The following is a 24,521-nucleotide window of genomic DNA, read 5'->3' on the forward strand; positions in this document are numbered from 1 at the left end:
GACTGTAGAGCGCAAAAACTCGCTGACTTTTGGTAGCCATGCTGGTGCTAAAGTGTCAGTCATCTACCACACGTTTATCGAGACGTGTAAGATGTGTGGCGTATCAACGCTGGAGTATTTTAAGGAATTCTTCAAGGCAATCATGCAAGGAAGAACAGATTATGAGAACATGTTACCGATGAACATCGGTATTAAAAAATAATAAAGTTTAATACGATTTAGACGCTTCAGGTAGCGATAGCTGCCCTAAAAGGCTGTTTTTAAGCTTGGACGTCAAAATTGACAGTTTACATTTATTAGAATAATATGGGCTATTTTTCTTCCTATATACCTACAGTACGTACATTGTTTGAGGACTTTGATGCAGAGTTGTCAAAGTACCTCGTAGATGCAAACATAGATGAAGTCTGGCTGAGCCATGATAATTGGAATGGTGGGATTGACACGTACAATATCGTATTGACAGTTCCGACAGACCTGTTTAAGTCGCTGAGAAGAAAGAACGTCATAGAACAGGCAGAAGCAGAGTTAGACAAATGCTATGCGGATGCCATGCGAGGCGAAGGTGAATCTCTGCAAATTGCAAGTGTGGTAATCAGACCAACAACTGCAGATGTTTCGCAACTTGGCAATAACTATAACGATAGGATGTGGAAGCCTGGTTACTTCCGTCTTTTTATCAGCCATTTGTCTGAATGCAAGGAATCTGCTTCAAACCTGAAAGAGTGTTTGCAGAATTTCGGAATAGATGGTTTTGTGGCACATGAGGATATAACACCATCCAAAGAATGGGAACAGGAAATAGAGGCTGCACTATTTTCGCTTGATGCGTTATGTGCAATTGTTGTTCCTGGCTTTGAGAAGAGTAATTGGTGTGATCAAGAAGTTGGTATTGCATTAGGAAGAAAAAAGATGGTGTTCTCTATCAAGAAAGGCAAAGATCCATATGGCTTTTTTGGTAAATACCAAGCTTTGCCTAGCCAAAGAAATGCTAATGATATGGCTCAGGAACTGACAAAGGCGATTTGTGTAAACGAGTTTACGAGAGGCGAATACTTTACCAAACTGGTGAACTTGGTTCTGAATGCTTCGTCTGATACTATTGCTCTAAAGTTCATACAAGTATTGTTTGAGGCAGAACATTTGGATAAACAATATGTAAGTTTGTTGCATGATAATTTCGCAAACAACCAGACTATAATGAAGGAGAATGTGTTGGAGGCGGTTAATCCTTTGTTCCAGAAATATGGGGTAAGCGCATTGCAGTTAGTGATTCCGTCCAATAATCAGGACGATAATATAGATTTACCGTTTTAACAGCGATGGCGAATCTATATCGGATTGACGCCAATTTTAAGGATGTAATGTGTCTGCAAGGTTCTTCCTTACGTCCCGCTGGTGGCAAGCGAGCAGAACTCGAGCGGCATCCGTATGAGTAGAATTCAAGAAATAGTTGATTATGATTTGGACATATATAATAATTGTAGTGCTGCTATTGGCGGCTGAACTTATTTATTTCCGCATTGCGGATAAGTGTAATATTATTGATAAGCCGAATAAAAGGAGTTCGCACTCGACAATCTCTCAGTTGAGAGTTTAGGGTTGAATGTTGATAGTCAGTTGATGAGTTATGTGTTGATGGGGTTGATAATAGTAGCTGCACTCATCGTATATGTTGGTGGTATGAATATCATCAACTTTATGGATGGTATCAACGGCATCACGGCGGGCTATGCTCTGGCGATATCATCGGCGTGCTCGTGTTCTGTATCTTTAACTTCCGCCCGAAAGGGAAAGCGAAGTGCTTTGCAGGGGATGTGGGGAGCATAGGAATAGCTTTTATCATGCTTTTCGCTCTTGGAAAGCTGATAGTGCAGACGGAAGTTGAAACAGTATGGAGGTTTTCGGTTACCGTAAGCTAATTGCTTACCAAAAGGGTAAAGAGGTTGTAACTGATTCAACTGACTTTAAACAATAAACTATCCACTATACACTTTACAAAAATGACGATTAACCAAGAATTACTGGAAAGGCTGTTTGAAGAGGCGAAGGGGAATCCTCGGCTGAGGACAAACCTGGACCTGAGGACATCGGCAGAGGATGGCTCGCAGCGTATGCTGAATGCGATGCTGCCAGGAACGGAAGTGGCTATCCACAGGCATCCGATGAGTAATGAGAACGTGATCCTCATTAAGGGTAGACTGGATGAGGTGCTGTATGAGGAGGTGACTCTGGCGGATGGCAAGGTGACGCTGAAGGAGGCGGAGCGCATCCATCTGTGCCCAGAGGATGGCGCCTACGGCTGCCAGGTGCCGAAAGGTGTGTGGCATACGGTGGAGGTGCTGGAGCCATCGGTGATATACGAAGGGAAGGATAAGAAATACGGGGAAGATGGGAGCGAGGTGTTCGAACCAAGGTGAAATGGAATTCTATCAGTTAATAGATAAAAGATAATAGATAAAAGATAATAGTTGATTTTTCTAGTTAACAGATAAGAGATAATGGTCGATTTTTCTAGTTAATAGATAATAGATAAAAGATAATAGTCGATTTTTTAGTTAATAGATAATAGATAAAAGATAATAGTTGTTATGGCGCGGGAAAGTATCGTAGGGGAGAAAAGCTTGGCATTTGCAAAGAGAATTGCAAAATGCTATCGATACCTGAATGATAAGAAGAAAGAGGCGGTAATGTCGAAACAGATCCTGCGATGTGGAACTAGTATCGGAGCAAATGTGCGAGAAGGACTGTATGCTCAAAGCCGTAAGGACTTTATCAGCAAACTGAATATTGCACTGAAAGAGGCTGGTGAGACGGACTATTGGCTGGATGTGATACATTCTGCTGGCTACTTTACCGATGATGAGTACAACTCGCTGAAGGTTGATAACGATGAACTGCTGAAACTGCTGACGGCGATAATAAAGAAAACCAAAGAGAACGGAGAGAGAGATAATAGATGATAATTTAGTTAAGAGATGATAGATGATAATTTAGTTAAGAGATAATAGATGATAGATAATAGTTGGAGGTGAAGAGGTGTGTGCGAGGAGCCCATGCCTCTTTGTGGTTATGATAAGAACACGGGATAGGAGAGAGGGGACAAGCAGAGTGATGACATAGGAAGAAAAATGAAAGACGTGGGAACGGGGGGACTGGTACCTGTTTCACGGATAATAGGAGTCAGCAATAATCAATAGTTGAGAATGCCAAGGCGAGCGAGACAAACATCAGGCACTGGTATATATCATGTGATGATGCGTGGTATAAATCACCAGAATATTTTTGAAGAGCAGGAGGACTATTATCAGTTTCTCAAAACATTGGATTTGATGGGTCAGTCGTACGAGCCTGATGGTACTCCATCGGGGAGAAACTATACTCTGTATGCTTATTGTCTGATGTCAAATCATATCCATCTTCTCATTCGTGAACGCGAGGACACCATTGGGATGGCAATAAAAAGAATAGCGTCTTCATATGCTTACTATTATAATCACAAGTATTCTAGAGATGGTCATCTGTTCCGCGAGCGGTTTAAGAGTGAGCCAGTGAACGATATGGCGTATTTCGTTACGCTTTTGAGATATATACATCAAAATCCTGTAAAGGCAGGGATGGTAGAGGCTGTTAAGGATTATGAATTCTGCAGTTGGAGTGAATATATGGACAAAAGCGGAACACTGTTCCCACTATGTGATACTTGTACTATCTTGAATAGAATACCATACAAAGAGCTGAATGAACTTGTGAATGCCCCCCTTTCTGATGATGTAGCTTGCCTTGACGTAGAAGATGTTTCGAAAGGACGTCCTTCAGATGATCAGGTGATGTCGCTGATAAAAGAAAAGACAGGTGCGACGAATAGCAGTGCTTTTCAGCAATTACCTGCAGAAATTAAAAAATCTGTATTGATTGAGTTGAAGAATAGCCGTGCTTCACTGCGCCAACTAGAAAGATTGACTGGAATCGGAAAAAGTATGATATATCGATTAAAATGAAACAGGAACCTGTCCCGGTGGTTCTTGAAATCATTGTATCGTTTGTTGCTGCAATATAAAGATAAAGACCTTCGAGACCTTGATTTGCAGGTCATTCATGCCGGGCACTCTTTGCTTGTTATATCCGAACTTCTGAGCACAACAGAGTTAAATAATGAGAATATTGGATACTGGCTTAATAATAGTAACCTGACTAGGTTAAATTATTTGGAGTTTTAGTATTTAGGCTATAATAATCTTGCCAATTATATTTTGTGTGATGAAAGCACTATATTCCAGAAAAGAATTAAGAAACAACCCTTTCGATGGCGGAGAACTACAAGTACCTTTGCAGAGATATTTGCATAAATTCCTAAATGAAAGGAGTAAAATTGGCAGGATGAAGCACCATGAGAGAGATTTTCTCTTTGAAGCGATGCTTTGCATATATGATACAGGAGGAGGAAAAGCATTTGATTTGTTTTATATTCCAGAAGCAGAAGAATTTCTCTTCTACTGGATTATTTTAATGCATGCAAATATTACGATGGTATTTGAAGGTAAAATTCCAGTGGAAAATGGGCGATTCCTTACTAAAAGTGAGATTAAAAGGAATAAAAATTTCTTTTTTAGATATTTACAAGTGTGGAGGAGCCAGATAGCTTCAGGTGAAGGAATATATCTTTCAATCATAAAACCAGAAATAAAAAGAAAGCTCCAAGATTGGAAGAACTATGCGATCCTTAAGAAAATATCTCCTTATGCATTAAAGAAAAAGGAAATCTATATCTATGCATGTTTCTTTGATATTTATTACAATGTGAAACTGTATTTTGATGAGTTGCCGCATCCATATATAGTGCAAAAAATAAGTGGTTTTGATGTTGTGTTTAATGTTTACTCTTATATCCACATTTATAGTCGCCATTATATTCCAAACATGAATTATGATATTGGATTGTCAACTAACCCGGAATTGCCAGGTGTTGATGTCGAAGAACTGCCACGTTCCATATTGGCATTAATAGAAAAGAAGAGTAAACAGATACCTTTAACACAAGAAACAGAGTATTGTTTGTTTAACTATAACGGCGATAAGTTCATATTATGGTTGAAATATAAACTTCTCAATGAAACAAAAGGTTATGGTTTTGAAGTGAGATCTTTTTATAAATGTATAGCAGAGTGTGATTTGGCAAAATTTGATAATTGTGAAAATGACGCAGGACGAACGGTGGTTGGTGAGATACAATGAAGTGAAGGAGTTCATTGAACGTGAGCACCGGAATCCTTCCAAATATAGACTAGAAGAACATGATCACTTAAATTGGCTTAAGGCTAATCGTAAAGCGATGAATGCAGGGAAGATGAAGCCGGAGAGGGTGGAGAAGTTGACAATTGTCGACTTTCGTCACGACTCGACAATGATTAAGCGAGCTTATCATTGTGCTCGCTGCTCCGAAAGTTTAGAAAACTTCTGGAAATGACGGAACAGTATAGACGGAAGAACCAATATGAATAAAGGGCTGATTTCAGGAATGAGGTCAGCCCTGTTTCGTAAAGAGCAGGAAAAATGGTAGGTGGAAAGGGTATATTTGGGATGAATTGGGCGAAGTCGTGCTAAAAAAGAATAATAATTTTGAAGAAACGCAATTAAATTGACTGGAAATGGTTATTTTTGCAAATTAAAAAAATGTAGTATGAAGATACCATTTTCTGTTTCGGCGCGTACAGCGATGCTTATAGGATCTGAGAATTTCTCAAATCCAGAGGGCGCTATAGTGGAACTGGTGAAAAATGCATACGATGCAGATTCTCATTATTGCTATATATTATTCGGCGAAGATGAGCAGAATAATCGTACCCTTTATATTTTGGATTGGGGTACTGGGATGGACGATCAAATTATCGAAGCTTGTTGGATGCGAATAGGAACAGACGATAAGCTTTATAACGCTAAGACAGAAAGTGGTAGGGTAAAGTCTGGCGCAAAGGGTATAGGTCGATTTGCCTTAAATAGATTGGGGAACAAGGCCGAAATGCTGACTTTTACAAAAGACGGCCATGGATATGATTGGAAAGTAAACTGGTCTGATTTCGACAGAGCTGGGACAAGTGTCTCAGAAATCACAGCTGATATTGATAGTATTTCATTAGCAGTTGGCCGTCAATTCCTTTCAAATATTGAAAATAAGTTTGGAATTACTTTGCCGAAATTTGAGTCAGGAACATTGCTTAGCGTAACAGAGTTGAATGACGAGTGGGATGACGAACAATTGGCACACCTCTATTCCTCACTACAAGACCTTGTCCCGCCTTTTAACATCCCCGTATTTGATATTTACCAATATGTGCAAGGATATGAAGGGTTCGGTCGCATTGAACTTGCTGAATATGATGATTATGACTATTATGTTTCTGCAGTATATGATGGGGAGGATAACCTGAAAGTGAAGGTGCAGAGGAATGAACTTGACGTAGAACGTTTGCGAAATGACTATGTAGGTTTGTTCCAAAGGGAAGACATGAGAGAATTCCCATATCGTCTGTCAGAATTTGAGGCCGGCGGTTATGAACTTTCTCTTTCCATGTCAAAACTGAAGGTTGATAATCCTGTAAGATTGGCTAACCACTTAGCCGAACTTGGCGCATTTCGTTTCAATTTCTTCTTTGTAAAGAGCACAAAGTCAGATGGAAAGGGAGAAGGTGACGAAGTGAAGTATCCATACCGTTTGTTTTCACCATATAGTAGAAGGGAGTGGCTGAAGCGTAACGTCGGTGTCAAAATATATAGAGACAAGTTCCGTGTAAGACCGTATGGAGAAAACGGTGATGACTGGTTGCATTTGGGTGATCGTTATTCAGCGAACCCAATAGGTGCCGGACAGCGCAAAGGTAATTATCATATCAGACAGAACCAAATAGTTGGTGCTGTCGAAATATCACGATTGAACAATATCTACTTGCAAGACAAATCTGGCCGAGAAGGACTTCAAGAAAATGTTGTAGTGGAACTGTTCAAGGATGTACTTCTTGGAATAATTAGCTTGATGGAGAAAGACCGCAACACGGTGATGTATAACCTGTCGCAGTTGTATGATACTCTCCATCCGAAAGGTACAGCAAAAGCTGCAGCCGAAGAGGCCATCAAAAAAGGGAAGATAGATGAGGAGTCATACAACAAGATTCGTACTGGTTATCTTGTTCTGAAACAGGAAGTAGAAGACAAAGAAAGTGAAATACGATTGCTTAGAAATCTTGCTAGTACGGGATTGGTGATAACGTCGTTTGCCCATGAACTGAAGAATATTGCTATTCTTTCAGACTCCCGCTCTGAGGATTTGCGTTGCGCTGTGGAAAATATAATGAGTGAAGAGGATGTCTCGAAATTGGGCTTAAGTGAATATGATAATCCATATAGTCTGATTAGAGACCTACGCGATCAAGACCAGAATATAAGAAGCTGGTTGAATTTCTCCATAAATTCGATAAATAGAGACAAGAGAACACGTAAGGTTTTTGGTATGGATGAGTATTTTGAACACTTCCAGTCTACTTGGCATGCCGTTTTAGATGAATTGAACATAGATTTGGAAATCTCGGGTTTTACACCTGAGATGAAGGTGAGGGCATTCGTAATAGATCTTGACACCATCTTTAATAATCTTCTTTCGAATTCGATTTACGCTATTAAAGAGAGCAAAAAAACCGAGAATCGATTGATTAGCATTAAGGGCGGAGTTGAGGATGGAGATATCATCGTTTTGTTCGAAGATTCCGGAATAGGACTTGCTGAAGAATATAAAGGACACCCCAATGACATATTCAACGCTTTTGAGTCGTCGAAATATGATCAAGACGGTAATAAAATAGGAACAGGTCTTGGCTTGTACATTACAAAAGCAACATTGTCAGAATATAAAGGCAGTGCCATTTCTGTGATGATGCCCCGTACAGTAGGCTTTGGTCTGTGCATAAAATTAAAAATGTATTAATATGATAAGATTAGGCTATTTAGACGAGAATAAGGGTAATAGAAATACCTTTAATCGCATCTTCAAAAAGGATTTTGAAGTCGTTATGCTTGACGACTTTGCAAAGGTTTTTACCTTGGATCTTCTTTTGGAAGAAATTGACAGACAAGGCATACAGGCTTTGGCTGTTGATTATAAGCTTGCAGAAAAAGGTGATGTTAAGTATGATGGAAATCAGGTGCTCGAAGTTATCAACGAACGCAAACGATATTTCCCTGTTTTTATGATGACATCATATGTTGATGCTGCTATCCAAAAAGTCAATAATGCTTTTCTTGTGAATGACAAGGACGGTTTGAACGACCCTAAGACGGTGGAGTTGTTGAAAAACCAAATCAAAGGTTCTGTTGAGTCGTATCATAGGATCGTACGCGATTTGGAGCAAAGAACAAAAGAGCTTGAATCAAAACAGGATACGGTAGAGGGACTGTCAGAAGATGAGGAAAAAGAGTTACTTAATTTGCATGTGGAGTTGAGTAAAATTGACCCCGCGGCAAATCCCTTGTCGCCTGACAAGATGCAGACGGAGGCTGTGAAAGACCTGCGTAGCATTGTGTCACTGTCAGAAGAGATTCTAAAATCTTTGAATAAATAGGAGTGGTATGAAGTTGAGAGAAATAATACCAAGCCGAACTGGTGCGGTTGCGCATCAAAATGATTATCATGCCTATCGTGATCAGCTAAAGACTGATTTCAATTGTCGGTGTGGTTATTGTGATGATAGGGATGTTCCTCGTGCTTATAGTTTTGAGATTGACCACTTTGTTCCTCAGACTGTAGATGGCACAAAGTTGACAGAGTATTCTAATTTGGTCTATGCATGCAAATCGTGTAATAATGCCAAAAGCAACAAATGGCCCACGGGGGATAAAACAAGACCCAATGATGGGAAAGTGGGATGGATAGATCCTTGCTCTCAGGATTATGATGCTCAATTTGAAAGAGGGGGAGATGGTAAGATTCATCCGGTGACTGAGTTAGGAAACTGGATGTATGAAAACCTGAAACTATGGAAAAAACAGCATGAAATTTTATGGAACTGCGAGCGATTGGAGTCAAACATAGAAAAACTGGAGGCTTCATTTGACAGGAGTCCTATTCCAGAAGATAAAAAGGATGCACTGATTGCTTTGTATAGGAAATACCGAAACATTATTAATTCGTTTTATAGAGTTTGATATATGCCGTCGGTAACGCTGTATTATATTATGCGCAATGTTCCTGCAGATGAACGAACAGTCAATAGGCTGTTCGTATCTGCTTATATAGATAGCAACAGGATGACGCTTCCAAAGTCAGCATTCCTTTCTCAGTACTGTATTAAAAAGGGAGATGCTGATTATAAGGTGTTTCAGAAAGTGCGTGAACATATCAAAGATGAATATGGCTCGAGGATACCATTGGAAATCCTAGTGAAGTTGTTTGAGTTCGTTATATCGCCAGCAGACAGAATTGTAACAGGTGCGGTATATACACCGAAGAATGTTCGTAGGGCTATATTGCAGAAGGTATTAGGTGATAAAATTGAAGAAGAGCTCAGGAATATAAGAATTGCGGATATATCATGTGGATGTGGTGGCTTCTTGATGGATGCTGCACTATGGATTCATGAGAAAACCGGAAAAACGTATGCTGATATTTATAAGGATAATATATGGGGCATAGATATCCAGAACTATTCTGTTGAGAGAACACAGATTCTACTGAGTTTATTGGCCCTCTCTGCTGGTGAGGATGATTTTTTTGATTACAATCTTTTGTGTAGAGATACACTGGATTTTGCATGCGAAGACTGGGATGCTAGATATTCAGGCTTTGATGTTGTGGTAGGTAACCCACCGTATGTATGTTCTAGAAACTTATCAGAAGAGTCTCATTCAAAGTTAAGTTCTTATGAAGTTTGCTCTTCTGGGCATCCTGACCTCTATATACCATTCTTCCAGATTGCTATCGAAATGTTGAATGATGCTGGGCGTCTGGGATATATAACTATGAATACTTTCTTGAGGTCTGTTAATGGCAGAGCGGTGAGGAACTATTTCTCTCGGAACAGGTATTCGATAAGTATAGTGGATTTCCGCGGATATCAGGTGTTTGATTCGAAGAACACTTATACGTGTTTGTTCTATTTAGACAAACATCATACTGCGGAGAATATTCATTATGCGATAAATGAAGAGGGTAATTTAACTGATGATGTTCACTACACTGCGGTGCCATTTGCAGCGTTGGATGATGAGAAAGGGTGGACGTTGAATAACTTTGATGAAACAATGGCTATTGAAGCGGTTGGTATACAAATCAAGGATTATTGTCCCTCCCGACATGGTATTGCAACATTGAGTAATGATACATATATATTTAAGCCCGTTGCTGAAAACGAAAGGTTCTATACTCTTGAGAGTGATGGGGTGAGATATTCTATTGAACGAGGAATCTGCCGAGATATAGTTAACCCAAACAAACTTAACTCAATAGATGATTTAAACTCTCTGTATGAAAAGGTGATTTATCCTTATCATGTTGAGGATGGACGCGCAGTTATTTATACTCCTGGTGAGATGAGAAATCTTTTTCCTAGGGCATACGCTTATTTACGGGCGAAGAAACCGATTTTATTGAAACGAGATAAAGGTGACACCTGCGATTACCCACAATGGTATGCTTATGGTAGAACTCAATCGTTGGTAATGCCTAGTTTTAAGCTGTTCTTCCCTAAGTTTGCGAACAAGTCCTTGCAGTGTGCAATTTGTGATGATGCTGATTTGTTGTTGTACAACGGACTTGCTTTTATTAATACAGAGGAGAGAAAGTTGTTGGTACTCAAAGCTATCATTGAAAGTGAATTATTTTGGAATTATATACAAGCAAATGGCAAGCCTTATTCTTCTGGCTATTATTCATTGAGTGGCGTGGATATAAAACACTTTGGAATACCCGAGTTTACGTTAGAGGAAGAGGATGAACTTTTGGGCATGAATGATAAGGCCGATATTGAAAGATGGTTGAGGAGAAAGTATGGACTAGCAGGAAAAGGATAATTATTAGAAAAAACTATGGAATGGTAGCTTTCTTGATAAGGAAATCTGCGAGGACTGGACGACAACGAGTTAGAGGGTGAATCAAGGAATTGACCGCCCTTTTGCTCGTTTTTGATGAAAAAGCGGAAGGAATGTGTGATGAATCAATGGAAGTAGGAGAAAAATACGGGAAAGATGGATGAGGGTGTAGCACCCTCATTTCCGCATTTCTTTCTGAAACCACTCTTCTTCAGGGAACCAGCCCCAGAAGCACTTTCCATCACCACCAAGATCCCATTGGCATGTAATCTCGTATTGGCGCCTAGGAAGTTTCTCAAAATGTTGGTTGTGCATCAACACATGCTCTCGTCGGCGGAGATAGACTCTTTTGGATATGAAAAATGGTTAAAAAGGTTGTAACGTTACAACCATTTGGAAAGTTTTCGTATATTTGCCCAGGAAAAGATGTTTAATCTAAAAACAGGAAATGATATGGGAATGTTCGAATTGATGGCGCTACCGTATGCATTAGATGCATTGGAGCCGGTGATAAGTAAGCAGACGCTGGAGTTTCATCATGGGAAGCATCTGGCAGGGTATGTGAATAACCTCAACGGGCTGCTTCCTGGGAGTGGGTTCGAGGAGGCTTCATTAGAGGAGATTGTATGCAAGGCCTCTGATGGCATGCTGAATAATGCCGGGCAGATATTGAACCACAATCTGTACTTTGGACAATTTGGTGCGCCTAAGGCCGACAATGCGCCTACGGGAAAGTTGGGAGAGGCCATTGTGCGCGATTTCGGGGCGTTCGAGGCGTTCAAGGAGGCGTTCCAGAAAGGAGGGGCAACGCTCTTTGGCTCAGGCTGGGTGTGGCTGTCGGCCGATAAGGATGGCAAGCTGGTGATTACGCAAGAGACGAATGCGGCCAATCCCATTCAGAAGGGTTTGAAGCCGCTGTTGACCTTCGATGTGTGGGAGCATGCGTACTATCTGGACTATCAGAATCGTCGTCCCGACCATTTGGCTGCACTCTGGCAGATAGTGGATTGGGAGGTGATTGAAAAGCGTTACGAATAGCCGTGAAGGACTATCCCGATAGGATGACGCCAGAGCAGGCGCATGCGTTTCGCGATGTCGTAATTACCAGAAAAAGATAACCGCTAACTAAGTAGAAGTACTTGGCTGGCGGTTTTTGGTATGGATTCCGCGGATAAACGGGGCGTTTTTGCACTTTTTTCGAAAAAAAAGCATCGCTTCCGCGTTGTCCGTGCCGATTTTTTACTAACTTTGCACACTGGAATGAAGCCTAAACTGATAATTTTGGTATTACTGCTCACGGCCATTGACTTGTTGGCCCGTCCGCAGTTGCACGACCTGGATATTCGGGTGGTGCTCTATAAGAATGGTGATGCCCTGATTACAGAAACCCGTAAGATGACCATCGACAGCGAGGGTACGGAGTGCTATATCGGGCTGAAGAATATGGGGCAGAGCGTGATCAAGGACCTGACAGTGACTGACGAGACGGGGACCCCATTTGTGAACACGGACTGGGACGTGAACCAGAGTCGCAACTGGAAACAGTATAAGTGCGGCATCGTGCCCACCAAGCATGGCTTTGAGCTGTGCTGGGGACTGGGCGAAGAGGGCGAACGCACGTACACCACCACTTATATCATGACGGGACTGGTGCGCGGCTATCCGGATGCCTGTGCCTTGCGACACGTGTTTCTCGACACGACGGTATCGCCTAAACCGGAGCATGCCCGTGTGGCGATTACTACTGCCGACAGCACGATGGTGATCCGTGAGGACTCGTGTGGCATCTGGGGCTTCAGGTTCGAGGGCGAGCTGTGGTTTGAGAATGGCTTTATACTGGCTGAGACCACTAAGCCCATGAACAGCGAGGCGGGCCTGTTTCTGATGGCACAATTCCCCAAAAGCATGTTTGAGCCTACTATCTGGGAGGAGGAGACCTTTGAGCAGAAGAAAGGCGAGGCTTTTGAGGGCAGCGACTATGTGGACAGCGACGACGAGGATATGAGCCCCTTTGAGTGGTTCCTGTTTATACTGCTTTACGGCGGCGCAGCCCTGTTGGTTGTGGGCGGTTTGGTGTGGCGCATATACCGTGTGTGGCATGCCAAACATGTGCTTAACAAGAACCTGCTGTGGTATCGCGACGTGCCGCTGGACGGCAATCTGCAGGAGGCTAACAAGATACTGAACGCCTATAAGTACTTCAATGCGGATTACAACAACCTGATGTCGGCCTGTATCCTGAAACTTATCAGCATGGGTATCATCACCATCGAAACACATCCTAACAGGAAAGGGAAGATGGAACCGAACTTTGTGATGCACGACTATGAGGCTATAGACAAGCAACCTGTGCTGATGCGTCAGCTGTACAAGATGTTCAAGGATGCGGCTGGCAGCGATAGGGTGCTGGAGCCATGGGAGCTGAAACAGTATATGAAGAGCAGGACACACCAGAGCGCTATCGACCAGTTTGTCACCACCCTGCACGCCAAGAAGGATCTGTCGAAGTATCCTCCCACGGATAAGGGCGTGAACGAGGTGTTCGGTCTGCGTAAGTTCCTGAAGGAGTTTACGCTGCTGGATGAGCGCGAACTGAAGGAGGTGACACTGTGGAAGGACTATATGATCTATGCCACGCTATTCGGTATCGCCGATAAGGTGATCAAAGAGATGAGGGAGGTGAACCCGGCCTACTTTGATATGGACCGTGTGGCTGCTCAGATGGCCGACGATATGACGCTGCCCATCATCTACTCGACGCTGCAACGCAGCACCTCGAGTGCGGTGGCTGCCAAGGCGGCGCGCGAGCATCGTGCCAGCGGCGGTGGCGGACACTCGTCGTGGGGTGGCGGCGGAGGCGGATTCTCGGGCTTCGGCGGCGGAGGCGGCGTGAGATAACGCTGTGCCTGCAGACAAAATGATTAGAGATTGATTAGAGATATAGAACTGATGAAACGAATGATCACGATATTAGGACCAACGGCCTCGGGCAAGACGCCTGTGGCGGCCCACCTGGCGGCTGCCATCGGGGGCGAGGTGATATCGGCCGACTCGCGCCAGGTGTATCGTAGGATGGATATCGGAACGGGTAAGGACCTGGCCGATTTTACATTGAACATGGACCATGGAACATGGCATATTCCCTACCACCTGATAGATATCTGCGAGCCGGGTACGAAATACAACCTGTTTCAATACCAACAGGACTTCTATGATGCCTACCAGGACATACAGAGTAGGGGAGCAGTGCCCATTCTGTGTGGTGGTACGGGCCTGTATATCGAGGCGGTGCTGAAGGGCTATAAACTGTCGCCCGTGCCGCAGAACCAGGCGCTGCGCGACAGCTTAGAGGGCAAGACCCTGCCTGAGCTCACGCAGATGCTGGAGGAACTGAAGGCCAGGACAGGCTCGAACATGCACAACAAGACAGATGTGGACTCGTGCCAGCGTGCCATACGCGCCATTGAGATCGAGACGTATAACCTGGAGAACCCCGTGCCGCGCAGGGAACTGCCGCCAGTGGATTCGCTCATCATCGGCATCGATATCGACCGCGAACTGAGGCGCGAGAAAATTACCCGCCGACTGAAGGCACGATTAGACGAGGGAATGGTGGACGAGGTGCGACATCTGCTCGACGAAGGCATTGCGCCTGAAGACCTGATTTACTATGGATTGGAGTATAAATTCCTGACAGAATATATTACAGGGCAGCTCTCGTTCGACGAGATGTACAGCAGGCTGGAAATTGCCATCCACCAGTTTGCCAAACGGCAGATGACGTGGTTCCGTGGCATGGAGCGACGTGGATTTACCATCCACTGGATTGATGCCACCCTCCCCATGGAGGCAAAGATAGATGAAATCCTAAAGTTCAAAGTTTAAAGTTCAAAGTTCAATAAATAACTATGGCAGTAGAAACAACAAGATGGGGCATATTGTATTGCCCAAAGACCGGCTTACTCTTCAACTCGCGCAAGCGTTGGGAGAGAATCCAGAAGGCGCTCGACGAGCGTCATGTGCTCTACGACTTTGTGCAGAGCGAAACGGTTGAAAGTGTGGAACGACTGGTGAAGATGATGATTCAGAACGGCTACAAGACCATTGTCATTGTGGGCGGCGACTCGGCACTCAACGATGCGGTGAACTGCCTGATGATGGAGGAGAAGGCTGTGCGCGACGAGATAGCCATCGGCGTGATACCCAACGGTCTGCTTAACGACTTCGCCAAGTTCTGGGATTTCGATGATGACAAGATAGAGCAGACCATCGACTGGTTGATGCAGCGCCGCGTGCGCAAGATCGACCTGGGCTGCATACGCTATACCAACAAGCTGGGTGCCAAGTGCCATCGCTATTTCCTGAATTGTATTAATATCGGACTGACTGCCGACATTATGAATCTGCGCCGTCAGACCCGTCGGTTGTTCGGCTCGCACACCCTCTCTTTCCTGGTGTCGGTGTTCGTCATGCTGTTCCACCGCATGGAGTACAAGATGAAGCTGAAGATAAACAGCGACGTGATTGAACGCAAGGTGATGACCGTGTGCATAGGCTCGGGGCCTGGCTATGGCCAAACGCCTAATGCTGTGCCATATAACGGCATGCTCGACGTGAGTGTGGTGTACCATCCCGAGGTGGTGCAACTCATCGAGGGACTGTGGCTGCTGGTGACAGGCCGCTTCCTGAACCACCGCAGCGTGCATCCCTATCGTACCAAGGAGGTGGAGGTGACTTATGCCAAGAAAGCCATCGTGGGCATCGACGGGCGTATGATGAAAACACCAGTGGGATCCTACCGGATTACCGTGGAACAAGAAGTTGTAAATTTCTTGATACCAAATTAAGAGATTGGGTGCGCAAACAGTGTGCGCCCTTTTTCTTTAAGTATCAATAATTGTTAAATGTGGTTTTGATTCCTTTGTTCTATGCATAAAAATGCCTACCTTTGGAAAATCAAACTTGAATATTCACTAATAAATACCTTTAGACAGGAACTATGAGCTATCTACGTTTAGAAAAAGCTGTGATGACTAACCTGCAGGAAAGTCTGGTCCGTGAGTTCCTCCGAACCAACCGTTCGGGCGCCTACAGCAGCTCTACACTGGTAGACTGTAACACGCGCAAATACCATGGACTGCTGGTGGTGCCTGTGCCTGAGCTCGACGATGAGAACCACGTGCTCTTATCATCGCTCGACTGCACGGTGATCCAGCATGGCGCTGAGTTCAACCTCGGCCTGCACAAGTATCAAGGCAACAATTTCAGTCCAAACGGACACAAGTACATCCGTGAGTTCGATGCCACCAAGGTGCCTACTACTACTTATCGTGTCGGCGGCGTGATCCTGAAGAAGGAGGTGATCTTCCAGCACTACGAGGATCGTATCCTGATACGCTACACGCTGGTTGATGCCCACTCGGCCACCACCCTGCGTTTCCGACCCTTCCTGGCGTTCCGCAGCGTGCGACAGTTTACCCATGAGAACGCCACCGCCAGTCGAGAGTACAGCACCGTTGATAACGGTATCAAAACCTGTATGTATGCCGGCTACCCCGATCTGTACATGCAGTTCTCAAAGAAAAATGAATTCGTTTTCCAGCCCGACTGGTATCGTGGCGTAGAGTATCCTAAGGAGCAGGAGCGTGGCTACGCTTCGAACGAGGACCTCTACGTGCCTGGCTATTTCGACATGCCTATCAAGAAGGGCGAGAGCATCATCTTCTCGGGATCGACTTCGGCCATCAAGCCATCGGCCATGAAGAAACTGTTCGACGACGAGGTGAACGACCGTGTGCCACGCGATAATTTCTACCATTGCTTAGTGACTGCCGCACACCAGTTCCACCGCAAGGAGAAAAACCACGACCGCTATCTGCTGGCTGGCTATCCTTGGTTCAAGTGCCGTGCCCGCGATACATTCATCGCCCTGCCGGGACTGACCCTCGCTATCGGCGAGACCGACTATTTCGAGAAGGTGATGAAAACCGCTGAGCGCGACCTGCGCGCCTTTATGGATGAGAAGCCTCTCAGTGGCAAGATCTACGAGATGGAACAGCCCGATGTGCCCCTGTGGGCCGTATGGGCCATGCAGCAATACGCCAAGGAGGTGGGCCGTGACAAGTGCTTTGAGATGTACGGCAAGCTGCTGCACAAGATTATCAAGTACATTCTGGATGGCAAGCATCCCAACCTGCGCCTGGATGACAATGGCTTGCTCTACTCGAACGGAAAGGATAAGGCTGTGACCTGGATGAACTCTACTGCCAACGGCAGGCCCGTGGTGCCTCGCTCCGGCTATATCGTAGAGTTTAATGCCCTGTGGTACAACGCCCTGAAGTTCTGCGCACTGATGGCCAGCGAGAAGGGCGATACGGCAGGTGCCGAGAAGATTGAGGCGCTGGCTGCCAAGGTGAAGGAATCGTTTATTGAGACTTTCGTCAACGAGTACGGCTATCTGCTCGACTACGTGGATGGCACGATGATGGACTGGAGTGTTCGCCCCAACATGATATTCGCTGTGGCGCTCGACTACTCGCCACTGAACCAGCAGCAGATGAAAAGCGTGGTTGATATCTGTACGCGCGAGCTGCTCACACCGAAGGGACTCCGCTCGCTGTCGCCTAAGAGCGGCGGCTATAACCCCATCTATGTGGGGCCGCAGACGCAGCGCGACTATGCCTACCACCAGGGCACTGCATGGCCTTGGCTGGGCGGATTCTACCTGGAGGCCTGTCTGAGGCTATACAAGCGTTCGCGCCTGAGTTTCGTGGAGCGACAGATGGTGGGCTATGAGGACGAGATGGACTATCATGCCATCGGCACCATCTCTGAGCTGTTCGACGGTAACCCGCCATTCCATGGACGTGGCGCCATGTCGTTTGCCATGAACGTGGCCGAGATTCTCCGCACGCTCAAGTTGATGGAAAAATATTCATATCAAAAGTAAGGAGGAAACGCTATGAAAGTATTAATGTTTGGATGGGAGTATCCTCCTCATGTATTCGGTGGATTGGCCACCGCTAACTATGGTATTTCGGAGGGCCTGAAGGCTCAGGGCGATATCGAGACGGTGCTGTGCCTGCCTCACCCCTTCGGCGATGAGAGCCAGCACGCCTGCCGTATCGTTGCCATGAACGCTGTGCCCATTGCCTATCGCGACGTCAGCTGGGACTATGTGAAGCAGCGCGTGGGCCATATTATGGACCCCGACTACTATTTCAAGTTGCGCGACCATATCTACGCCGACTTTAATTATATGAATGTGAATGATCTGGGTGCTATGGAGTTTGCTGGAGGTTATCCTGGCAACCTGCACGAGGAGATCAATAACTACTCGATCATTGCCGGACAGGTGGCACGTGCCGAGGAGTTCGATATCATTCACGCACACGACTGGCTTACCTTCCCTGCTGGTATACATGCCAAGCAGGTGAGTGGCAAACCTCTCTGTATCCATGTACATGCTACCGACTTCGACCGCTCGCGTGGTAAGGTGAATCCTACTGTGTACAGCATCGAGAAGAACGGTATGGACTGGGCCGACTGCATTATGTGTGTATCCGAGCTGACCCGTCAGACGGTTATCAACCAGTATCATCAGGACCCACGCAAGTGCTTCACCGTTCACAATGCTGTGTACCCCTTGCCTCAGGAGTATCAGGATATTCCACGTGCCGACCATACGGGCAAGGAGAAGGTGGTTACCTTCTTAGGACGTATCACCATGCAGAAGGGACCCGAGTACTTTGTTGAGGCCGCTAACATGGTGCTGCACCGTACGCGCAACGTGCGTTTCTGTATGGCTGGCTCGGGTGATATGATGGACGCTATGATCCAGCTGGCTGCCGAGCGTGGTATTGCCGATAGATTCCACTTCCCTGGCTTTATGCGCGGCAAGCAGGTGTACGAGTGCCTGAAGAACTCTGATGTGTATGTCATGCCTTCTGTCAGTGAACCCTTTGGCATCTCGCCGCTCGAGGCCATGCAGTGCGGCACGCCTTCGATTATCTCGAAACAGTCGGGGTGCGCTGAGATATTGGATAACTGTATCAAGGTTGACTACTGGGACATCCACGCACTGGCTGATGCCATCTACTCTATCTGCCACAATGAGTCGCTCTTCAACTACCTCAAGGACGAGGGTAAGAAGGAGGTTGACCAGATTACGTGGGAGAAGGTGGGGGCATGGATCCGTACACTCTATCTCCGTACCCTCGGCTGGGAACAGTAAAAGGTAAAAAAGTAAAAAGGTAAAAAAGTAAAGTTATGAAAACAATTTGTTTATATTTCGAGATACATCAGATCATTCATCTGAAACGTTACCGTTTCTTCGATATCGGCACTGATCATTATTATTACGATGACTACGAGAACGAGCGTAGCATCTGCGATATCGCCGAGCGCTCATATATGCCCGCGCTCAATGCCCTGCACGACATGATCAAGGAGCACGGCAAGTTCTTCAAGGTGGCATTCAGTCTCTCTGGAACAGGTATCGAGCAGTTGGAGATGCATGCTCCACAGGTGCTCGAGAAGCTGCAGGCCATGAACGAGACTGGTTGCGTGGAGTTCCTGGCTGAGCCTTACAGCCACGGCCTGTCGTCGTTGGCCAACCCTGATTCGTTTGCTGTCGATGTGAAGAAGCAATGTGCTAAGATTGAGGAGCTGTTTGGCAAGAAGCCAACCGTGCTGCGTAACTCTTCGCTCATCTATAGCGACGATATCGGTGCCCAGGTGGCTTCGATGGGCTTCAAGGGTATGCTCACCGAGGGGGCCAAACACGTGCTCGGCTGGAAGAGTCCGCACTATGTATATCACTGCAATCTGGCACCAAACCTGAAGCTGTTGCTGCGCGACATCGAACTCTCTGACGATATCTCGCTGCGCTTCAACAACTCGGAGTGGGATGGCTATCCACTCTTTGCCGATGCCTATATCGACCGCATTGCACGTCTGCCTGAAGAGGAGCAGATCATCAATATCTTCATGGAACTCTCGGCTCTGGGTATCGCCCAGCCACTGTCGAGCAATATCCTCGACTTCCTGAAGGCGCTGCCTGCACAGGCTCAGGCCAAGGGTATCATCTTCTCTACACCTACGGAGATATGCAAGGCCTGCAAGAGCGTGAGTCAGCTCGATGTGCCTGACACACTCTCATGGGTGGACGAGGAGCGCGACGTGAGCTGCTGGCTGGGTAACGCCATGCAGCGCGAGGCTTTCAATAAGCTCTACAGCGTGGCCGATCGTCTGCGTATCGCCAACGATCCCCGCATCAATCAGGACTGGGATTATCTGCAGGCCTCGAACAACTTCCGCTTCATGACCACCAAGCCCTCTAACGTAGGACTGGACCGTGGTATCTACAGCGGACCGTTTGATGCCTTCACCAACTATATGAACATCCTGGGCGACTTCATCAACAGAGTAAACGCTCTCTATCCACTCGACATCGATAACGATGAGCTCGAAGGTCTGCTGACTACCATCAAGAATCAGGGCGACGAGATTGAGATGAAGGATAAGGAGATTACCCGATTGAAGGCTAAGATTGAGAAGCTGGAGGGGGGCGAGAAGCCTGCCAAGAAGGCTGCTGCCAAAGCTGCTGCCAAGGCTGAGAAGCCTGCTGCCAAGAAGGCGCCTGCCAAGGCTAAGGCTGCCAAGGCTGAAAAGAAGTAGACAGCGCAGATCTTTATGATCTGTACATCTATAAAGTGCTGGTGCTGCAGGGGGCAGTGCCAGCACTTCGAGAAAAAAAACTAAAGAATGGGCAATATGAAGAAAGAACCGAAATCATTAGCAAGGAAGATTGCCGTCAGACTCTTGGTATGGGGGCTGGTCTTGATGGCTGGGGTGTCGTATCTGATATTCACGAATACATCGCAGAAAATGTCGGCGCTATATTGCGAGACCTATCACCACAAGATGCTGATAAACTATGAATACACGCGACGGGTGCTGTCGGATGTGTATGTGCAGGTTACAAACAATGTGTACTATATAGAACAGACCCTCGACAAGCCCGATGGGCAGGTGGACGTGATGGCACGTATTGTGAGGCAGGGAAACCGTGTGCATAGCTGCGGCATGAACTTTATCAAGGACTACTACCGCAAAAAGGGACATAAGTACTGCCCGTTTGCCTGGCGCAACCCAGAGAACCCAGAGGAGATACTGACTGACGAGAAGGGCGACAAGGACTTTGACTACCTGAACGAACGCTGGTTCAAGAGCGTGATCGAGGGTGATACGGCTGAATGGAGCGAACCCTTCTACGATGGCTACGACAACAAAACTCCACTGGCTGCCTATATGGTGCCCATACACGAGAAGAGTGGCAGACCAGTGGCTGTGCTGGGAGCCGACATATCGCTCGACTGGCTGACAGACAAACTGGCTGAGACTGACAGTTCCTATAATGCCCATAGCGCCTTTTTCAACCAGTGGCTCGACCTGGAGTCGCAGAGTTTCATCATCAACTACGACGGCACGTTTATCACCCATCCTGATGAGCGGCATCTGATGAGAGGCATATTCTACGACTATGTGAAAGGCCATACACCACAGGAGCGTGCCCTGTTGCTGGAAGAAATGAAAGGAGGTCGACTGAGCAGTCTGGAGAGCGACAAACGCTACCTGTTCAAGGGCGAGGACTGCTACCTGTTCTACACACCACTGAAATATACCAACTGGATGATGGTGACGGTGGTGCCATGCGGACTGATTGACATGCAGGTGCTGGCTTACGAACTGAAGATTGTGGCAATGCTGCTGGCGGCTATCCTGCTACTGGTTATAGTGGCGTATGTATATATAAGAATAGAATTAAAGAAGAAATATGAAACTGATAAGCTGGAATGTGAACGGCCTGAGGGCGTGTGAAGGTAAGGGATTCAGTGAGGTGTTCAAAACACTCGACGCAGACTTCTTCTGTCTGCAGGAAACAAAGATGCAGGCAGGGCAGCTGGACCTGGCTTTCGAAGGTTATGAGAGCTACTGGAACTATGCCGACAAGAAAGGCTACAGCGGTACCGCCATCTTTACCAAGCACCATCCGCTGAGTGTGACCTATGGCATCGGCATCGATGAGCACGACCATGAGGGGCGCGTCATCACGCTCGAGATGAACGACTTCTATCTGGTGACCTGCTATACACCCAACTCGCAGGACGGACTGAAACGACTGGACTACCGTATGACATGGGAGGACGACTTCCGTGCCTATCTGAAGGGGCTCGATGCCAAGAAACCCGTCATCCTGTGTGGCGACCTGAACGTGGCCCACGAGGAGATTGACCTGAAGAATCCCAAGACCAACCGCATGAATGCCGGCTTTACTGATCAGGAGCGCGCGCAGTTCTCAAAACTGCTGGGCGAAGGGTTTACTGACAGTTTCCGCTATAAGTATCCTGAACAGGTGACTTATTCGTGGTGGAGCTACCGCTTCCAGGCGCGACAGAAGAACGCTGGCTGGCGTATCGACTATTTTGTGATCAGCGACCGTCTGCGTGAGCGCATGGACGATGCCCGGATACATACCGAAATACTGGGCAGCGATCACTGCCCAGTAGAGTTGACATTGTTTCTTTAGTAACACCATAAACAGGACTTGATATGTGGCAACAAAAATAAGGTTTTTCAGAATACAACCATGCAAAAGTTGCTGAAGATTTATATTTTTTATACCTTTGCAGCCGTTTTTTCATGATAACAAGTTTATTAATAGAGATTAATAGAAGGATGATGACAACATTTGCATTCAAGCCGAAACTTTTGTCGACACTTCGGCACTACAACAAACAACAGTTTACCACCGACCTGCTGGCCGGTATCATCGTAGGTATCGTGGCACTGCCATTGGCCATCGCATTCGGTATCGCATCAGGTGTAACCCCTGAGAAGGGTATCATCACCGCTATCGTAGCCGGACTGATCATCTCGCTGCTGGGTGGATCGAAGGTACAGATAGGTGGACCTACAGGAGCGTTTATCATTATTATCTATGGTATTATCCAGCAGTATGGTTTCGAGGGACTGACCATTGCCACACTGATGGCAGGTGTGTTCCTGATTATGTTTGGAGTGCTGCATCTGGGCACCATCATCAAGTATATCCCATATCCTATTGTAGTAGGTTTTACCAGTGGTATCGCACTCACCATCTTTACCACACAGATCAAGGATCTGTTTGGTCTGACGATGGAGAGCGTGCCCAGCGACTTCATTGAGAAATGGGGGGCCTATATTGGCGACTTCGGCACAATCGACCTGTGGAGTACGGCTGTGGGTATTGGCTCTGTAGCAGTGATTGCTGGCTGGCCAATGATTGCCAAGTACAACAGTGTGCTGAAGAAACTGCCTGGATCGCTGATTGCCATCATCGTGATGACTATAGCTGCACTGCTGCTGAAGCAGTATGCTGGCGTGACGAGTATTGAAACCATTGGCGACAGATTCTCGATTTCGAACCAGTTGCCTGATGCAGAGATGCCCGCCTTGTCGTGGGACGTGATTAAGGGCCTGGTGTCGCCAGCCATTACCATCGCCATCTTGGGTGCTATAGAATCTTTGCTTTCAGCCACAGTAGCCGATGGTGTGATTGGCGATCGCCACGACTCTAATACAGAATTGATTGCACAGGGTGTGGCCAATCTGGCCAGTCCTATATTTGGCGGTATCCCCGCTACAGGTGCTATCGCGCGTACCATGACCAATATCAACAATGGTGGTCGTACACCTGTGGCTGGTATTGTGCATGCTGCCGTGCTGCTGCTCATATTCCTCTTCCTCATGCCGCTCGCCAAGTACATCCCTATGGCTTGTCTGGCTGGTGTGCTGGTTATCGTAAGCTACAATATGAGTGGATGGCGCTCGTTTGCCTCAATCATGAAGAACCCCAAGAGCGATGTGATTGTGCTCTGTGTGACCTTCCTCTTGACGGTCATCTTCGACCTCACCATCGCTATCGAGGTGGGACTGATCTGCGCTTGCTTGCTGTTCATGCGTCGTATGGCTGAGACTACCGATGTGAAGGTAATCAGCGACGAGATTGACCCAGAAGAGGAAGAGAGCGACTTCCAGATGGGTAATCTGGAGCACCTGACCATCCCTGAGGGCGTAGAGGTGTATGAGATCAACGGTCCTTACTTCTTCGGTGCTGGTAACAAGTTCGAAGACCTGATGAGTACCATGGGGCACCAGCGTCCTAAGGTGCGTATCATCCGTATGCGTAAGGTGCCTTTCGTGGATTCTACAGGTATCCACAACCTGACCAACCTCTGTGCCATGAGCCAGAACGAGGGTATCCAGGTTGTCCTGTCGGGTGTGAACCCAACAGTACAGGCTGTACTCCATAAGGCAGGATTGGATAAGATGTTAGGCGAGGAAAATATTTGCTCGCACATCAATATCGCATTAGAAAGAGCAAAAGAGTTGGTTTAAACACCAAC

The 24,521-nt window shown here is 46.3% G+C and carries 20 protein-coding genes and 2 pseudogenes; all 22 read left to right on the plus strand.

Annotation, left to right across the window (positions count from 1 at the left end):
• A pseudogene (locus T491_RS17865) lies at nucleotides 1-202 on the plus strand (IS66 family transposase); the annotation flags it as partial.
• A 104-nt stretch (nucleotides 203-306) separates the two neighbouring features.
• Nucleotides 307-1,317, plus strand: coding sequence for a toll/interleukin-1 receptor domain-containing protein (locus T491_RS15795; RefSeq protein WP_081773262.1), 1,011 nt, complete (start codon nucleotides 307-309; stop codon nucleotides 1,315-1,317).
• A gap of 142 nt (nucleotides 1,318-1,459) precedes the next feature.
• Nucleotides 1,460-1,883 (plus strand): annotated as a pseudogene (locus tag T491_RS17350) (UDP-GlcNAc--UDP-phosphate GlcNAc-1-phosphate transferase); the annotation flags it as partial.
• 120 nt (nucleotides 1,884-2,003) lie between these two features.
• On the plus strand, nucleotides 2,004-2,420 hold the full coding sequence (locus T491_RS15805; RefSeq protein WP_036915452.1) for a WbuC family cupin fold metalloprotein: 417 nt from the start codon (nucleotides 2,004-2,006) through the stop codon (nucleotides 2,418-2,420).
• Between the two features lie 171 nt (nucleotides 2,421-2,591).
• On the plus strand, nucleotides 2,592-2,963 hold the full coding sequence (locus tag T491_RS0105990; protein ID WP_028903082.1) for a four helix bundle protein: 372 nt from the start codon (nucleotides 2,592-2,594) through the stop codon (nucleotides 2,961-2,963).
• Nucleotides 2,964-3,254: 291 nt separating this feature from the next.
• Nucleotides 3,255-4,001: a transposase gene (locus T491_RS0105995; RefSeq protein ID WP_197018807.1), complete on the plus strand. Its 747-nt coding sequence runs from the start codon at nucleotides 3,255-3,257 to the stop codon at nucleotides 3,999-4,001.
• Between the two features lie 259 nt (nucleotides 4,002-4,260).
• A complete protein-coding gene (locus tag T491_RS0106000; protein ID WP_028903084.1) occupies nucleotides 4,261-5,235 on the plus strand; it encodes a hypothetical protein in 975 nt (324 codons plus the stop codon).
• Entirely contained in the window at nucleotides 5,198-5,467 is a 270-nt protein-coding gene (locus T491_RS18245; protein ID WP_369699745.1) for a helicase associated domain-containing protein, read from the plus strand. The genes T491_RS0106000 and T491_RS18245 overlap by 38 nt, the downstream gene beginning before the upstream one ends.
• A gap of 213 nt (nucleotides 5,468-5,680) precedes the next feature.
• Nucleotides 5,681-7,975: a sensor histidine kinase gene (locus T491_RS0106010; protein ID WP_028903086.1), complete on the plus strand. Its 2,295-nt coding sequence runs from the start codon at nucleotides 5,681-5,683 to the stop codon at nucleotides 7,973-7,975.
• 1 nt (nucleotide 7,976) lies between these two features.
• Entirely contained in the window at nucleotides 7,977-8,609 is a 633-nt protein-coding gene (locus tag T491_RS0106015; protein ID WP_028903087.1) for a hypothetical protein, read from the plus strand.
• Nucleotides 8,610-8,616: 7 nt separating this feature from the next.
• Nucleotides 8,617-9,192 carry an HNH endonuclease signature motif containing protein gene (locus tag T491_RS15810; protein ID WP_036915454.1) on the plus strand — a complete coding sequence of 192 codons (576 nt, stop codon included), beginning with the start codon at nucleotides 8,617-8,619 and terminating at the stop codon, nucleotides 9,190-9,192.
• A gap of 102 nt (nucleotides 9,193-9,294) precedes the next feature.
• Entirely contained in the window at nucleotides 9,295-11,055 is a 1,761-nt protein-coding gene (locus T491_RS0106025) for a class I SAM-dependent DNA methyltransferase (RefSeq protein WP_231480189.1), read from the plus strand.
• A 444-nt stretch (nucleotides 11,056-11,499) separates the two neighbouring features.
• On the plus strand, nucleotides 11,500-12,111 hold the full coding sequence (locus T491_RS0106030; protein ID WP_304412741.1) for a superoxide dismutase: 612 nt from the start codon (nucleotides 11,500-11,502) through the stop codon (nucleotides 12,109-12,111).
• Nucleotides 12,112-12,333: 222 nt separating this feature from the next.
• On the plus strand, nucleotides 12,334-13,971 hold the full coding sequence (locus T491_RS0106035; RefSeq protein ID WP_028903090.1) for a DUF2207 domain-containing protein: 1,638 nt from the start codon (nucleotides 12,334-12,336) through the stop codon (nucleotides 13,969-13,971).
• A gap of 51 nt (nucleotides 13,972-14,022) precedes the next feature.
• A complete protein-coding gene (gene miaA / locus T491_RS0106040; protein WP_051522998.1) occupies nucleotides 14,023-14,958 on the plus strand; it encodes a tRNA (adenosine(37)-N6)-dimethylallyltransferase MiaA in 936 nt (311 codons plus the stop codon).
• A 23-nt stretch (nucleotides 14,959-14,981) separates the two neighbouring features.
• Complete coding sequence (locus T491_RS0106045) at nucleotides 14,982-15,920, plus strand: diacylglycerol kinase family protein (protein WP_028903092.1); 939 nt, start codon at nucleotides 14,982-14,984, stop codon at nucleotides 15,918-15,920.
• Between the two features lie 152 nt (nucleotides 15,921-16,072).
• Complete coding sequence (locus tag T491_RS0106050) at nucleotides 16,073-18,022, plus strand: glycogen debranching enzyme N-terminal domain-containing protein (protein WP_028903093.1); 1,950 nt, start codon at nucleotides 16,073-16,075, stop codon at nucleotides 18,020-18,022.
• A 12-nt stretch (nucleotides 18,023-18,034) separates the two neighbouring features.
• Nucleotides 18,035-19,306, plus strand: a complete 1,272-nt coding sequence (locus T491_RS0106055) for a glycosyltransferase family 4 protein (RefSeq protein WP_028903094.1) — start codon at nucleotides 18,035-18,037, stop codon at nucleotides 19,304-19,306.
• A gap of 35 nt (nucleotides 19,307-19,341) precedes the next feature.
• On the plus strand, nucleotides 19,342-20,751 hold the full coding sequence (locus T491_RS0106060) for a glycoside hydrolase family 57 protein (protein WP_028903095.1): 1,410 nt from the start codon (nucleotides 19,342-19,344) through the stop codon (nucleotides 20,749-20,751).
• A 96-nt stretch (nucleotides 20,752-20,847) separates the two neighbouring features.
• Nucleotides 20,848-21,954, plus strand: coding sequence for a cache domain-containing protein (locus T491_RS0106070; protein WP_197018808.1), 1,107 nt, complete (start codon nucleotides 20,848-20,850; stop codon nucleotides 21,952-21,954).
• On the plus strand, nucleotides 21,911-22,663 hold the full coding sequence (locus T491_RS0106075) for an exodeoxyribonuclease III (RefSeq protein ID WP_028903098.1): 753 nt from the start codon (nucleotides 21,911-21,913) through the stop codon (nucleotides 22,661-22,663). The genes T491_RS0106070 and T491_RS0106075 overlap by 44 nt, the downstream gene beginning before the upstream one ends.
• 152 nt (nucleotides 22,664-22,815) lie before the next feature.
• Nucleotides 22,816-24,513: a SulP family inorganic anion transporter gene (locus tag T491_RS0106080; RefSeq protein ID WP_028903099.1), complete on the plus strand. Its 1,698-nt coding sequence runs from the start codon at nucleotides 22,816-22,818 to the stop codon at nucleotides 24,511-24,513.
• The last annotated feature ends 8 nt before the right edge of the window (nucleotides 24,514-24,521 follow it).

It is taken from the genome of Prevotella sp. P6B4 (genome assembly GCF_000619985.1).
GTDB lineage: Bacteria > Bacteroidota > Bacteroidia > Bacteroidales > Bacteroidaceae > Prevotella.